Origin of the sequence: Streptomyces sp. NBC_00443 (genome assembly GCF_036014175.1) — a bacterium.
GTDB lineage: Bacteria > Actinomycetota > Actinomycetes > Streptomycetales > Streptomycetaceae > Streptomyces.
On record NZ_CP107917.1, the window covers coordinates 8,864,137 to 8,878,850 of the forward strand.

At 71.4% G+C, this 14,714-nt stretch carries 5 protein-coding genes and 4 pseudogenes; 4 read left to right on the forward strand and 5 right to left on the reverse strand.

Annotation, left to right across the window (positions count from 1 at the left end):
• Positions 1 to 119: 119 nt before the first annotated feature.
• Positions 120 to 1,337: pseudogene (locus tag OHO27_RS40475) on the reverse strand (serine hydrolase domain-containing protein); the annotation flags it as partial.
• A 222-nt stretch (positions 1,338 to 1,559) separates the two neighbouring features.
• On the opposite strand from OHO27_RS40475, the pseudogene OHO27_RS40480 reads away from it, so the two are divergent.
• From OHO27_RS40480 to OHO27_RS40495, 4 genes and pseudogenes are all read left to right on the forward strand, one after another.
• A pseudogene (locus OHO27_RS40480) lies at positions 1,560 to 2,746 on the forward strand (ROK family transcriptional regulator).
• Between the two features lie 23 nt (positions 2,747 to 2,769).
• Complete coding sequence (locus tag OHO27_RS40485) at positions 2,770 to 4,581, forward strand: alpha-galactosidase D (protein ID WP_328429898.1); 1,812 nt, start codon at positions 2,770 to 2,772, stop codon at positions 4,579 to 4,581.
• Positions 4,582 to 4,643: 62 nt separating this feature from the next.
• The gene (locus OHO27_RS40490) at positions 4,644 to 7,019 is read left to right on the forward strand and encodes a glycosyl hydrolase family 95 catalytic domain-containing protein (RefSeq protein ID WP_328429899.1); all 2,376 of its coding nucleotides are present in this window, start codon (positions 4,644 to 4,646) and stop codon (positions 7,017 to 7,019) included.
• Entirely contained in the window at positions 7,016 to 8,206 is a 1,191-nt protein-coding gene (locus tag OHO27_RS40495) for an SGNH/GDSL hydrolase family protein (RefSeq protein WP_443059668.1), read from the forward strand. The genes OHO27_RS40490 and OHO27_RS40495 overlap by 4 nt, the downstream gene beginning before the upstream one ends.
• 15 nt (positions 8,207 to 8,221) lie before the next feature.
• On the opposite strand, the pseudogene OHO27_RS40500 reads toward OHO27_RS40495, so the two are convergent.
• From OHO27_RS40500 to OHO27_RS40515, 4 genes and pseudogenes are all read right to left on the reverse strand, one after another.
• A pseudogene (locus OHO27_RS40500) lies at positions 8,222 to 11,163 on the reverse strand (helix-turn-helix transcriptional regulator).
• A gap of 41 nt (positions 11,164 to 11,204) precedes the next feature.
• Positions 11,205 to 11,558 carry a UBP-type zinc finger domain-containing protein gene (locus OHO27_RS40505; protein ID WP_328429900.1) on the reverse strand — a complete coding sequence of 118 codons (354 nt, stop codon included), beginning with the start codon at positions 11,556 to 11,558 and terminating at the stop codon, positions 11,205 to 11,207.
• Positions 11,555 to 12,993 (reverse strand): annotated as a pseudogene (locus tag OHO27_RS40510) (ATP-binding protein). Before OHO27_RS40510 ends, OHO27_RS40505 begins: the two are co-directional and overlap by 4 nt.
• A complete protein-coding gene (locus OHO27_RS40515; RefSeq protein WP_328429901.1) occupies positions 12,990 to 14,666 on the reverse strand; it encodes an FAD-dependent oxidoreductase in 1,677 nt (558 codons plus the stop codon). The pseudogene OHO27_RS40510 and the gene OHO27_RS40515 overlap by 4 nt, the downstream one beginning before the upstream one ends.
• Between the last annotated feature and the right edge of the window lie 48 nt (positions 14,667 to 14,714).

A 14,714-nucleotide genomic window follows, 5' to 3' on the forward strand; every position in this document is an offset into this window, starting at 1 on the left:
TGGTGGGTCGTACGAGATCCGGTGGGATGCCGGTGGGGTTGTCCTGGAAACGTCCACCGGATCTCGCGGGTTCCCGCCCTGCCCGCGTCCTCAGCTCCCGTTCGGGCCCAGGGGAGCCGGATCCCGGGTTCGATGTCCTCGTGCCGTTCGACCACGGCGGCACGCTTTTGCGGCTTCGTCCGCTTGCCACAGAACGCGGACTCCAGCGTGCCCATCATGGAGTTGAGGACCGTGCCGTTGTTGGAGGTGTTGGCGAGCGCGGCAAGGCTGCGCCTGCCGTCCTTGGACGCGAACGCGTACGTGTAGTAGCCCTGCACGGCGCCCGTGTGGCCGTACACCGAGACGCCGCACGACAGATCGCGGCGCCGCAGCCCCAGCCCGTACGACTGCACGCCGCCCGCCGGCACCCAGCGCTGCATCTGGGCCAGCTGAGCCCGGGAGGTGAGCCGGCCGCCGAGCAGCGCCGAGAGGAACGTGTTGAGATCCCGCGTGCTGGAGATGACCGCGCCCGCGCTCTGCGCCCAGGACGCCGTCTGCTCGGTGGCGTCGACGAGCACCGCGCCGGCCGTGTCCGGCGTGAGATAGCCGCGGGCGTGACGCCCGGGGATCTTCGTGCCTGGGTGCACGTAGAACGTGTCGCGCAGCTTCAGCGGTTCGATGATCCGGTTCCGGTACTCGGTGCCCACGGAATGCCCGGTCAGCTTCTCGATGAGCATCCCGGCGACGACGAAGTTGGTGTTGGAGTAGGAGTAGGCGCCGCCCGGCTTCGTGGTCCGCGGCTTGCGCAGGGACCGGTTCACCAGCTGCCGGTACGTGAACACCTTGGTGCGGACCGCCTCGAAGCCGGGAACCGTCCGAGCGAACATCTCGTTGGTGTAGTCGTACAGGCCGCTGCGGTGGCTGAGCACATGCCGCACCGTGATGGCGCCGTCGGGCAGCAGCCCCGGCAGATAGCGGTTGACCGGGGCGTCCAGCTGCAGCCTCTTCTCCTGGGCCAGTTGCAGCAGGACGACGGCGGAGAAGGTCTTGGTGACGCTGCCGATGCGGAACCGGTCGGCGTTGTTGATGGCCCGCCCCGACTTGCGGTCGGCGACGCCCACGGCCGCCCAGTGGGCCGTACCGCCGTCGTCGAGGCGCGCGATCGCACCGGGCGCTCCCTGCTGCCGCGCCGTGCGCAGGACGTTCCAGATGCCGGTGACGTCCGGGGCGGGCAGGGCCGCCGCCTTGGCGTCGACCACGGCGGCGCTGGGCTGCCCGGGTGCGGCGTGTGCGGGGACCGCCAGGAGCGACATCAGGGCCGCCACCGCCGTACCTCTGACCACCGTTGCTGAGACCATCCGGATTCCTCACGTTTCTGTCGATGTGCTGCTCAGTCGATGTGCTGCTCATACGAGAACGATCAGCTTCGCGCGGGGCAACCCTCTCGCATCGCGTCAGATCGCCACAGACGACGCACAGTTGGACAGGCGGGGATCACCGGGTGGGAGTCCTCCAGAGGTTCGCCGAGGAATCCTGCTTCTTTTATTGACGGCGGAAAATAACCCCTCTAGGTTCCGGACATGTCCTCGATCCGCCGTGCCGAGACGTTCCCGGCGAACACGCCAGCCGCCTCGCAGATCTTCACCACGGTCCTGAGCCATGGGCCGCTCACCCGCCTGGAGGTGGCCCGGCGCGCGGGACTGTCCCCGGCCGCCGTCACCAAGGCGGTCCGGCCCCTCATCGAGGCCGGCTACCTCGTGGAGGACGCGGACGAGCCGGCCCGGCCCGCGCTCGGCCGCCCCGCCAACCCGGTGCGGGTCGACGGGGGACGGGCACTGTTCATCGGCATCAAGGTGACCGGCGACGAGGTCATCGCCGTCCTGACCGACCTGTGCTGCCGCATCCGCGCCGCCCGTCACGCCCCGCTCCCGGACCGCGAGCCCAAGCGGGTGCTCGCCTCGGTCGCCGAGCTGGCGGGCGAACTGCTTGCCGAGGCCGGTGACTCGGGCGTGCCGGTCCTCGGCCTCGGAATCGCCGTCTCCGGTGACGTGGATCGCGGCGCCGGAGTCGTCCGCTACTCCCCGTTCCTGGAGTGGCGGGACGTTCCCCTCTCCGAACTCGCCGCCGCGACCACCGGACTGCCGGTCACCGTCGACAACGACGTACGGGCCCTGACCGTCGCCGAGCAGTGGTTCGGCGCAGGTGTGGGGCTCTCCGACTTCGCTGTGGTGACTGTCGGCGCCGGCATCGGCTGCGGCCTCGTGGTGCACGGCAGGGTTGTCGCCGGGGCGCACGGCGTGGCCGGGGAGATCGGGCACGTGACCGTCGACCCGGCCGGCCCGCCCTGCCACTGCGGCAACCACGGCTGTGTGGAGGCCATCGCGGGGGACGCCGCGATCGTCCGGCGGATCCGCGAGACCACCGGCGTCGAGGTCACCGACACCGCAGAGGCCGTGGCCCTCGCCCACCGTGGTGTCGCCGGGGCGCGCGAGGCTTACGCGCGCGCCGGTGAGGCGATCGGCCGCGGCATCGCCACCGTGGCCAACCTGCTCGGCCCCGAGCGGGTGATCATCTCCGGCGAGGGACTCGCCGCCTACGACCTGTTCGCGGAACAGATCCGCGACGCCTTCGCCGCGGCCGCGTTCGGCTCCGCCGACCGGTGCGACGTACAGACCCGCCCGCTGCCCTTCGAGGAGTGGGCGCGCGGGCCGCGGCCACCGCGATCCAGTCCTTCATCAGAGCCGACGACCAGCGCCAGAACCGCTGAACCAACCCAGGGAGGTACGACCCATGAGGTCATCCTCGTACTCCGTCATGCCCGCACGCGCCCTGAGAGCCGTGGTGGTCCTGGCCCTCACCGCCGGTGTCACGGCCGCCGTCCCCGCCGCACAGGCCGAGACCCCCACGCCCCCGGCCGCCCCGGCGACCACCACCGTGGCCGCCAAGCCCTACATGGGCTGGACGAGCTGGACCATGCAGTCGTCCAAGTACCCGGGCCTCAACCCGAAGGGCGACTACAGCTACCTGTCCGAGGCCAACGTCACCAAGCAGACCGACGCCATGGCGGCCAAGCTGAAGAAGTACGGCTACGAGTACGTCAACATCGACGCCGGCTGGTGGATGGACTGGTCCTGGAAGTCGCAGTTCGACGAGTTCGGCCGGCAGAAGGCCGATCCGGTGCGCTTCCCCAGCGGCATGAAGGCCGTCGCCGACCGCATCCACTCCAAGGGCCTCAAGGCCGGCATCTACCTCCCGGTCGGCCTGGAGAAGGGGGCGTACAACGACGGCAAGAACCCGATCTGGAACGCCGACGGCTGCACCACCGGCGACATCGTCCACGACGACCTGCGCACCACCAACGGCTGGGACAGCGCCTACAAGATCGACTTCTCGAACCCCTGCGCGCAGAAGTACATCGACTCCCAGGCCCAGATGTTCGCCGACTGGGGCTACGACTTCCTGAAGCTCGACGGCGTGGGCCCCGGCTCCTTCAAGAGCGGCGACAACTACAACAACGTCGCCGACGTCGCCGCGTGGCAGAAGGCCATCAAGACCGCCGGCCGCCCGATCCACCTGGAGCTGTCCTGGTCCCTCGACTACGGACATGTCGAGGACTGGAAGAAGTACTCCAACGGCTGGCGCATCGACACCGACGTCGAGTGCTACTGCAACACCCTGGTCACCTGGGAGAACTCGGTCGACGACCGCTGGGACGACGCCCCGGCCTGGACCGCCCACGCCGGCCCCGGCGGCTGGAACGACCTCGACTCCGTGAACGTCGGCAACGGCGAGATGGACGGCCTCACCAAGGCCGAGCGGCAGAGCTACGCCACCCTGTGGGCGATAGCCAAGTCCCCGCTCTTCACCGGCGACGACCTCACCAGGCTCGACTCCTACGGCCTGTCGCTGCTGACCAACCGCGAGGTCATCGCGCTCAACCAGAGCAGCGCCCCGCCCGCCGAGCCCGTCACCGCCTCCGACCCGCAGCAGGTGTGGGCCGCGAAGAACCCGAACGGCACCTACACCGTCGCCCTGTTCAACCTGTCCGACGCCCCCGCCTCGGTCACCGCCAGCTGGTCGACCCTCGGCTTCAAGGGCAAGGCCTCGGTGCGCGACGTGTGGAACAAGGAGAACCTCGGCTCCCACACCGACAAGATCACACAGGCCCTCCCCGCGCACGGCTCCCGCCTGTTCACCGTCACCCCGCGCGGCACCGACCTCGCCTGGACCGCCTACGAGGCCGAGGCGGGCAACCTGAGCGGCAACGCCTCCGTCGCGAACTGCTCCGCCTGCTCCGACGGCCGCAAGGTCGGCAACCTCTACACCGGAGGCAAGCTGACCCTCGACGACGTCGTGGTCCCGAAGGCCGGCACTTACCAGATCAAGGTCGCCTACGTCAGCGGTGACGCCCGTTCGATCTCCGTCTCGGCCAACGGAGGCGGCGGCACGTCGCACAAGTTCGCGTCCACGGGCGACTGGTCCACGGTGAACAGCGTGTACGTGCCGGTGAAGCTGAAGGCCGGGGCGAACACGGTCACGTTCGACAGCGGGACCGGTTACGCGCCGGACATCGACCGGATCGACGTGCAGAAGTCTCTCTGACCTCCCTCCATCGGGGCCCGGCCGCGCGCCGGGCCCCGGCCCAGACGCATCCGGAGCCCCGCATGAACACCAGCCCGAACGAGCCGAGCCGAAGAACCCTCCTCTCCCTCGCCACCACCGCGGGCCTCACCGCCGCCCTCGGCACGCTGCCCACGTTCACCGCCTCCGCCGCGCCCGTCCGCCCCGCCGAAGTCCCGCTCCCCGCCGACGCCTCCGGCGAGCGGCTGTGGTGGCAGGCCCCGGGCGACGAGGGCTCACTCATCGAACAGGGCCTGCCCATAGGCAACGGCCGCATCGGAGCCCTCGCGAGCAACGACCCCGGCCGCGAGCTCCTCCTGATCACCGACGCCACCATGTGGACCGGCGGCCTCAACGACACCCTGGACCAGGACGGCCAGTTCCCCTACGGCCGCTCCGACTTCGGCTCCTTCACGCTGCTCGCCAGGCTCACCGTCGACATCCCCGACCACGACCTCGGCGCCGTCTCCGGCTACCGCCGCACCCTGGATCTCGCCCAGGGCCTGGTCACCAGCTCCTACGTCCGCTCCGGCGTCACCTACCGGCGTGAGATGTACGCCAGCCACCCCGACGACGTCATCGTCCTGCGCTTCACGCAGAGCGGCAGCGGCCGCTACACCGGCACCATCACCCTGACCGGCACCCACGGCGAGAAGCCGACCGCCGCCGAGTCGTTCGGCGCGACCCTCCCCAACGGCCTGCGCTACGGCGCCGCCGTCAAGGCCCGCGGCAGCGGCGGCAAGGTCACCGTCAACGGCACCCGCATCGACTTCTCCGGCTGCAAGGACCTCACCGTGGTCGTCAGCGCCGGCACCAACTACGCCCCCGACGCCGCGGCCGGCTTCCGCAACCCCTCCCTCGACCCGGAGCGCCTCGCCCGTACGAAGGCCCGCACCGCCGCCGCGGAATCCGCCGACGCCCTGCGGCGCACCCACGTCGCCGACTACCGCGCCCTGTACGGACGGCTCGGCCTCTCCCTCGGCACGTCCACGGACGCGCAGCGCGCCCTCGACACCTGGGAGCGCCTGCACGCCCGCACCCGCGATCCCGAACCCGACCCGGAACTGGAAGCGGCCTACCTCCAGTACGGCCGCTATCTCATGATCACCAGCTCACGCGACAGCCTGCCGATGGGCCTCCAGGGCCTGTGGCTGGACGGCAACGACCCGGACTGGATGGGCGACTACCACACCGACATCAACATCCAGATGAACTACTGGATGGCCGACCGCACCGGCCTGTCGCCCTGCTTCGACGCCTTCACGGACTACTGCCTCGCCCAGCTCTCCTCCTGGACCGACACCACCCGTCGCCTCTTCAACGACCCGCGCAACCGCTACCGCAACTCCAGCGGCAAGAACGCCGGCTGGGCGGTCGCCTTCTCCACCAACCCCTACGGCGGCAGCGGCTGGTGGTGGCATCCGGCGGGCAACGCCTGGCTGTGCACCACCCTGTGGGAGCACTACGAGTACACCGGGTCACGCGAGTACCTGAAGAAGATCTACCCGCTCCTCAAGGGTGCGTGCGAGTTCTGGGAGGCGCGGCTGCTCACCGTCACCCTCCCCGGCACCTCGAAGGAGGTGCTCGTGGACGACCGCGACTGGTCTCCCGAGCACGGTCCGCAGGACGCCAAGGGCATCACCTATGCTCAGGAAGTCGTGTGGACACTGTTCGGGAACTACTGCACCGCGGCCGCCGACCTCCGGCGGGACACCGACTACGCGGATACGATCGCCTCACTGCGCAGAAAGCTGTACCTGCCGCAGGTCAGCCCGACCACCGGCTGGCTGGAGGAGTGGATGTCGCCCGACAATCTAGGTGAGACCACGCACCGCCACCTGTCCCCGCTGATCAACCTGTTCCCCGGCGACCGCATCCGCCCCGACGGCTCCACCCCGGCCGAGATCGTCGCCGGCGCCACCGCCCTGCTCACCGCGCGCGGCATGGAGAGCTTCGGCTGGGCCAACGCCTGGCGCAGCCTGTGCTGGGCCCGCCTGAAGAACGCGGACAACGCCTACCAGCTGGTCGTCAACAACCTCCGCCCGTCGACCGACGGCAGCAACGGCACCGCGTTCAACCTCTTCGACATCTACGAGGTCGAGCGCGGCCGGGGCATCTTCCAGATCGACGCCAACTTCGGCACCCCGGCCGCGATGGTGGAGATGTTGCTGTACTCCCGGCCGGGCCACGTCGAACTCCTCCCGGCGCTCCCCGGCGCCTGGGCCGACTCGGGACATGTGCGAGGCGTCCCCGTGCGGGGCGGCTTCGAGGTCGACCTGCGCTGGCGCGACGGACGCCCCACCGAGGCCCGCATCCACAGCGTCGGCGGCCGCACCACGACGGTCGCGTACGGTGATGTGTCCCGCACGGTCACCCTGCGGCCCGGCGCGTCGGTCACGCTGAAGGACTTCGCCAAGTGAGGGCCGGGCTCCCGCTGGCCGCCGTTCTGCTGACGGTCGTCGCCTGTCAGTCGCCGCCCGCCGAGGCGACCGCCGACGCGAGCGGCGTCGTCACCTGGGCGGCCGGCGCCGACCGCATGGCAGACGGCGTCGCCGGCCGCAGCTACCGGCTCGTCGTGCACACCAGCGTGGGCGGAACGGACACCCGGATCCGGCTCTCCAACGCCTTCGGGGACCGGCCGATGACCTTCGACAACGTCTACGCGGGCATCCAGAAGCAGGGCGCCGAGCTGCGGCGCGGCAGCAACCGGAGGCTGAGCTTCGGCGGTGAGCGCTCGGTCACCGTGCCGGCCGGCGCGACCGTGTGGAGCGACCCGCTGCCCGGGAGGCTGCCCGCCGCGACCAACCTCGTCGTCAGCCTGCACAGCCCGGACGCGGGCGGCCCGGCGACCGGCCACTGGATGGCCATGCAGTCGTCGTACGCCACCCAGGGCGACCACACCGCCGAGGAGGGCGGCGCCGCCTGGACCATCCCGACCGGCTCCTGGTTCTATCTCGACGCCGTCTCCGTGCGCGCCCGCGCGGGCACCGGAGCGGTGGCCGCCCTCGGGGACTCCATCACCGACGGCTGGCAGTCCACCACCGACCTGAACCGCCGCTGGCCCGACTACCTCGCCCGCCGACTGCAACGCTCGGACACGGCGGTGAAGGGCGTGGCCAACGAGGGAATCTCCGGAAACAAGCTCCTTGAGGACGGCCCCGGAGAAAGCGCGCTGAACCGGCTGGAGCGGGACGTCCTGTCCCAGCCCGGTGTGCGGACCGTGTTCCTCTTCCAGGGCGTGAACGACATCAAGGCCCATACGGGCGTCACGGCCGACGACCTGATCGAGGGCTACCGCGAGATCGTCGACCGGGCGCACGCGGCCGGCAAGTGCGTCGTCGGCGCGACCGTCGGCCCGTACAAGGGCTGGCTCGAATGGGACCCGGCCGGTGAGGCCGTGCGCCAGGAGGTCAACGAGTTCATCCGCACCAGCGGCGAGTTCGACGCCGTCACCGACTTCGACCGCATCCTGCACAGCCCCTACGACCCCGCGCGGATGCTGCCCGCCCTCGACGGCGGCGACCACATCCACCCCAACGACAAGGGCATGCAGGCGATGGCCGACGCCGTCGACCTGACCGCCCTGGACTGCGACACCACCGGCTGACGTGCACGAGGGGCGTCAGCCAACCGTCTCCTCGCGGGTGATCAGACCCTCCCGATAGGCGATCGCCACCGCCTCCGTACGGCTCGCGGCGCCCAGCTTGGCGAGGATGTTGGAGACGTGGACGCTCGCCGTCTTGCCGGTGATGTACAGCTCCTCGCCTATCTGCCGGTTGCTGCGGCCGAGGGCGAGGAGCTGCAGCACGTCCTGCTCGCGGGCCGTGAGGGGGAAGAGCGGTCGGCAGGGGTGTCCGCCAGGCGGCCCCGGCGGATCAGGGCGTCCAAACGCTCCAGCAGCAGCGTCGCACCGAGCCGGGCCGCCGTCTCCCGCGCCGCCCGGGCCTCGGTGGCCGCCGCCTCGCGCTCGTCCGCCGCCAGCAGGGCCTCGGCGTGCCGCAACCGGCAGCGCGCCCGCTCGTACTCGTCGCCGTAGTCGAACGCCGCCACCGCCTTCGCCCACGCCCGCACGTCCGGCCCGGACACCGTCCGCGCCCACTCCGCCTCCGCGCGGGCCAGCCACGCCATGCCTTCCGGGCCCTGAGGCCTGCCGTCCCCGCCGCGTGCGGCCGTCGCCCGCGCCAGCTCGACCAGTTCGGTCGCCGTGTCCGCCCAGCGGTGCAGCCCTGCCTCGTCGCCGGCCAGGCGCAGCTCGGCGGCCCGGTCGCCGACCGCGGACAGGGCGAGGGCGGCGAGCCGGACCGTGGCGTCGGGAGGCGTCCCCGCGGCGTCGGTGAGCGCCGCGACCGAGGACCGCATCCGCTCCACCGCAGCCTCCACGTCACCGCGCCACGCGGCGGCGTCGGTGAGCGCGATACCTGCGATGAGCGTGCCCATCCAGTCGAAGGGACCCGCCAGCAGGGCGCGGGCCTGCTCGACGGCCGCGAAGTCACCGCGCGCGAGAGCGACGTACAGCGCGGGACCGGCCGTGTATCCGCCCGCCGCGGGCAGCACGTCGGCGTCGGCCGCCGCCACGCCCATGCACTCGTCCCAACGGCCCAGCGTGTACAGCACGAGCAACCGCAGGTACCGCATCTCCAGCGGATACACCGAGGACAGCAACCCGGCACGCCGGGCCCGGTCCAGCCCTTCCGTCAGCCAGGGCAGCGATTCCTAGAGGTCCCCGGACTCGTAGCAGCCGACGGCGAGGCTGAACAGGGCGCGCATTTCCACCGGGGCGTTGCCCGAACGCCGCGCCAGGTCCCGGGCCTCGCGCAGCCGTTCACGCCCCTGAGGGGTTCGCCGGCCGCCGGCCTCTAGAACGGCCAGCGAGATGAGCAGGTCCGCCCGGGCGTCCGTCACCTGGAGTTTCTCGGCGGTGCGCAGGGCTTCGCGGGCGACCCGCAGGGCGATCTCCATCTCCCCGACGTGGCGGGCCGCCAGGACATGCGTGGCCGCCGCCCACACCCACGTCCGCGACGGGGGCTCCGCCGGGATCAGGGCGAGCGCCTCGCTGCTGTAGGCGAAGGCCGCCGTCAGACTGTCGACGCCGAGCAGGTTCCCGGCGAGCGTGTAGCGCACCCGGGCGGCGAGCTCGGTGTCGGTGTCCTGGCCGACGCCCGCGAGTGCGGAGCGGGTCAGGGAGACCGCGCGGTGCGACTCCCCGGCGTGCGCGGCGGCGGCCGACGCGCGCAGCGTGAGCGTCACCCGGTCGGTGCCCTCGCCCGCCGGCCGCGCGGACGGCTCCACCGACGACCACAGGTCCAGGGCGCTCTCCAGGTGCCGTAGCTCCTCGGCGGGCGCGCCGACCCGGTGCGCCTGGTCGGCGGCCTCCAGCGAGGCGGCCAGGGCCTCGGCCAGATCGTGGCTCTCGCGGTAGTGGTGGGCGCGCTCCGCCGCCGTCTCGTCCGGCCGGCCGCGTCCGGCGAGCAGCCGGGCGAACGCACCGTGCAGCCGGGCCCGTTCACCGGGCAGCAGATCCGCGTACACCGCCTCACGCGCGAGCGCGTGCCGGAACGCGTACGTGCCGCCGTCGCCCGACACGAGCAACTGCCGCCCCACGGCCTCACGCAGTGCCGACTCCAGTTCCTCCTCCGGAATCCCCACGGCGCCCCGCAGCAGGTCGTGCTCGACGCGACGCCCCGCCACGGCGGCCGTACGCAGCACCTGCTGGGTGGTGTCGGACAGCTGCTCGAACCGAATGAGGAGGACATCGGCCAGCCCGCTGGGCACCCCACCGGCCTCGGTGTCTGTCGCCGCGACCAGTTCCTCGGCGTAGAAGGCGTTCCCCTCGGCCCGCTCGACGATCCGCCGGACCGTGCTGTCCGGCAGCGGCCGCTCCTGGACGGCGCGCACCAGCCGGGCCACGTCGGTGTCGGCCATCGGGCGCAGCTCCAGCCGCTCCACGACGGGCAGGCGCACCAGTTCGGCCAGCAGCGGCCGCAGGGGATGCCGTCGATGAAGGTCATCCGCGCGGTACGACGCGAACACGGCCAACCGATGCGCGGGCGCCCCACCCGCCGGCCGCTGCAGGAGACCACGACTCAGCAGGAACCGCAGCAGATCCCTCGACGACTGGTCGGCCCAGTGCAGATCCTCCAGCACCAGCAGCACCGGCGCGACGTCCGCCAGATCGGCCAGCAGCCCGGCGACGCCCTCGAACAGCCGCAGCCGGTCACTCACGGCGTCCGTGCCGCCCCCCGAGAGCCGTCCCACCAACGGATGTGCGGCGAGGACGTCGGCGAACCGCTCGTCACCGGCGAGCGCCCCCAGCACCTCGGTGAACGGCAGGTACGGCAGCCCGACATCACCGAGATCGACACAGTGCCCGGTGAGGACGACCATCCCGTCCCGAGCCGCCCGCCCCGCGACCTCGTCCAGCACCCGGGTCTTGCCCACCCCGGCGTCCCCGGCGATCAGGACGGCGCGGGCCTCACCGTCCCGGGCACGCTCCAGCGCCGTGAAGAGGCGAGCGAGTTCGCCGTCCCGCCCGATGAACGGCGTGGTGAAAGAGGTCTGCGACACGCATACATCCTGTCACTCACCACCGACAGGGCTTCTGCCCCTCAGGCGCGCAACGTCTTCGCCCAGTCGTCCGGCACCCGCCCCGCGGGCCCCGGCGTCGGCTGCTCGGCCGGATGGCTCCCGGGCGCCGCAAGCTCGGGCCCCGACTCGTACATCTCGTTCGTGTCGTAGTTCCAGTACCAGCTCTCACCCGGCTCGAAGCTCTGCACGAAGGGATGCCCGGTCTCCCGGAAATGCGCCGTCGCATGCTGCGCGGGCGAACTGTCACAGCACCCCACGTGCCCGCACTGCGCACACCGCCGCAGATGGAACCACCACCCGCCGGCCGCGTCGCACTCCGGGCACCCACTGCCGCTCGGCGGCACGTTCGGATCGATGCCGTTGACGTCGTTCATGAAGCCTCCTCGGACGTGAGTGGAAGCAGGACCTGGAAGCGCGTGTCGCCCGGTTCGGACTGCACCTGGATCGTGCCGTGGTGCTTGTTGGTCACGATCCGCCAGGAGATGTCGAGCCCGAGCCCGGTGCCCTCACCCACGGGCTTCGTCGTGAAGAACGGATCGAAGATCCGCCCCCGGTTCTCCGCCGGGATGCCGACGCCCGTGTCACGGAACTCCACCAGCAGCCGGTCGTGATCCGGAGCCGTCCGCACGGTCAACGTCCCTTCACCGCCCGCGCTGTTGATGGCCGAGACGGCGTTGTCGATCAGGTTCGTCCACACCTGGTTGAGCTCCGCCGGGTACGCCGGCACCCTCGGGAGCGTACGGTCGTACTCCTTGATGACCTTGATCTGCGGGCCGATCTTGCCCGACAGCATCAGCAGGGTGCTGTCGAGGAGTTCGTGCACGTCGGCGTTCTGGAAGGGCGCGCGGTCGAGCTGCGAGTACTGCTTGGCGGCGTCCACGAGGTGCGAGATGCGGGTGGTCGAGTCGTTGATCTCGTCCATCAGCAGCTCGGTCTCGACGGTGTAGTTGAGCCATCCGATCGCGCTCGGCAGGATCTCCTCGTCCACGGCCGCGGCGACCTGGTCGAGCCAGTCCACGTCGAGACCGGCCTGGACGAAGGTGGGCGCGATCCGCCAGCCCTCCTGGATGCCCTGGTCGTCGAGCCAGTCGGTGAGCGCGTCCTCCCGGTCGGCGGCCTCCAGCGGACTCAGCGTCGGGGCCTTGGCGACCCGCTCGGCGGTGCGTTCCTGGATATCGACGAGGTTGGCGATGACCTCGGGGAGTACGAACCCTGCGTGATGACGGCGAGCTTGTGCCGCATCTTGCCCACACGCTCGCGCAATGTGGCGGTCGCCCGTACCGCCGCGGCGGCGGGGTTGTTGAGCTCGTGCGTGAGCCCGGCGGACAACGAGCCGAGCGCCAGCAGCCGTTCGCGCTGACCGATGGCCTGCTGGGTGCTCTTCGAACCGAAGAAGAGCCCCTCCAGCAGATGCACCGCCATCGGGAACCACTCCTGCATGATCTGCGCGAAGGTGTCCGCGGGCAGCACGAAGAACCGCGTCGGCTCCGTGACGCGCATGGAGTTGTTGTAGACCTGCCGCACCCGGTCACCCAGATACGCCTGCATGGACCCCGCGTACACCCCGCGCTGCGAGGTCCGCGTCACCTCCACGTCGTCCCCGGCGACCCGGCGGGACAGCACGACCGTGCCCTCGATCATCACGTAGAAGCAGGTCGAGGGGTCACCCTCGGTGTACACGGGTCCGGGCTCGAAGTGCTCCACCCGCCCCTCGTCGCACAGCCTGGCGAGCTGCTCGGGGGTGAGCTTCTCGAACAGAAACAGGGACCCGATCTCCTGGGCGTTGCACGGCATCGACTGCCCGCTCATGACTGCTCCAGATAGCGGTGGACGAGCATGACGGCCATGGCTCCCTCTCCGACGGCGGACGCGACACGCTTGGCGGACTCGGAGCGCGCGTCGCCCGCCACGAACACGCCGGGGACGTTGGTCTCCAGGTGGTACGGCGGCCGGTCCAGCTCCCAGCCGGCCGGCGGCCGCCCGTCGGACGACAGGTCGGGCCCGGCGAGGATGAAACCGCGCTCGTCCCGCAGCACCGTCTCGTCCAGCCAGTCGGTCAGCGGAGCAGCGCCGATGAACACGAACATCCACTGGGCGTCGACGAGTTCGGTCCCCCCGCCGTCCACGTCGCGCAGCGTCAGCTGCTCCAGGTGGTCGGAGCCGTGCGCGGACTCCACGACCGTCCGGGCCCGCACCGAGACGTTCGGCGCCTCTTCGATCTGCTGGACCAGGTAGTACGACATGGACGCCGACAGGGACTTGCCGCGGACCAGCAGCGTCACCGACTTGGCGCCCCGCGCCAGGTACATCGCCGCCTGCCCGGCGGAGTTGGCGCCGCCGACGATGTACACGTCCTGGCCCTGGCAGGCGGGCGCCTCCGTGAGCGCCGAGCCGTAGTACAGCCCGCGGCCGGTCAGGTCGTCGCAGCCGGGCGCCGCCAGCTGCCGGTACGACACGCCGGTCGCCAGGATCACGCTGTGCGCGGCGACCGCCGAGCCGTCCGAGAACCGTACGATCCGGGCGGCCCCGCTGATCTCCAGCCCCGTCACCTCGCGCGCGGTGAGGATCTCGGCGCCGAACCTCGCTGCCTGCCGCCGGGCCCGGTCGGTGAGCTGTGCCCCCGACACGCCGTCCGGGAAGCCGAGGTAGTTCTCGATCCGGGAGCTCTGCCCGGCCTGTCCACCCGTCGCCGACCGCTCCACCAGCACGGTCCGCAGTCCCTCCGACGCCCCGTACACGGCCGCGCCGAGCCCGGCCGGGCCGCCGCCGATGACGACGAGGTCGTAGAAATCGGCCGTCGGCATCGTGGCCAGCCCCACCTTCGAGGCCAGCTCGGGTGCCTCGGGCGCCACCAGGGGCGTCCCGTCCGGCGTGATCACCAGCGGCAGCCGCTGCCCGTCCTGCTCGGCGGCGGCCAGCAGCCGCCGGCCCTCGGGCTCGTCGGCGGAGTACCAGCGGTACGGCACCTGGTTGCGGGCCAGGAACTCCCGCACCTCCGAGGAGCGCGCCGACCAGCGGTGGCCGACGACCTTGGTGCTGGGCACCGGCCGGTAGTCGCTGCGCCGCCACGCCTCCAGCAGGTCGTCCAGGACCGGGTAGAGCTTCTCCTCCGGCGGATCCCACGGCTTGAGCAGGTAGTGGTCGAGGTCGACGACGTTGATCGCGTCGATCGCAGCGCTCGTGTCCGCGTACGCGGTCAGCAGCACGCGACGCGCACCGGGATAGACGTCCAGGGCCTGTTCGAGGAACTCGATGCCGTTCATCTGGGGCATGCGGTAGTCGGCCAGGATCACGGCCACGAGATCTCCCCGCAGCTTCAGCTCGCGCAGCGCCTGCAGTGCGGACTCGCCGGACTCCGCGCGCACGATCCGGTGCGCCTCGCCGTAGCGCCGCCGCAGATCGCGGGCGACCGCCCGGGACACTCCCGGGTCGTCGTCCACGGTCAGGATGACGGTCCGCGCTGCGTCGGACGCCTGTGCCATACGTCTCCCACCCCGGGCTTCGCGCTCACGGCGCGGCGGCGAGCGTCA

Excerpts from the sequence above, each read along its gene's own strand:
- OHO27_RS40505 (WP_328429900.1), bottom strand. The coding sequence starts at position 11,558 with ATGAACGACGTCAACGGCATCGATCCGAACGTGCCGCCGAGCGGCAGT.
- OHO27_RS40485 (WP_328429898.1), top strand. The coding sequence starts at position 2,770 with ATGAGGTCATCCTCGTACTCCGTCATGCCCGCACGCGCCCTGAGAGCC.
- OHO27_RS40515 (WP_328429901.1), bottom strand. The coding sequence starts at position 14,666 with ATGGCACAGGCGTCCGACGCAGCGCGGACCGTCATCCTGACCGTGGAC.
- OHO27_RS40490 (WP_328429899.1), top strand. The coding sequence starts at position 4,644 with ATGAACACCAGCCCGAACGAGCCGAGCCGAAGAACCCTCCTCTCCCTC.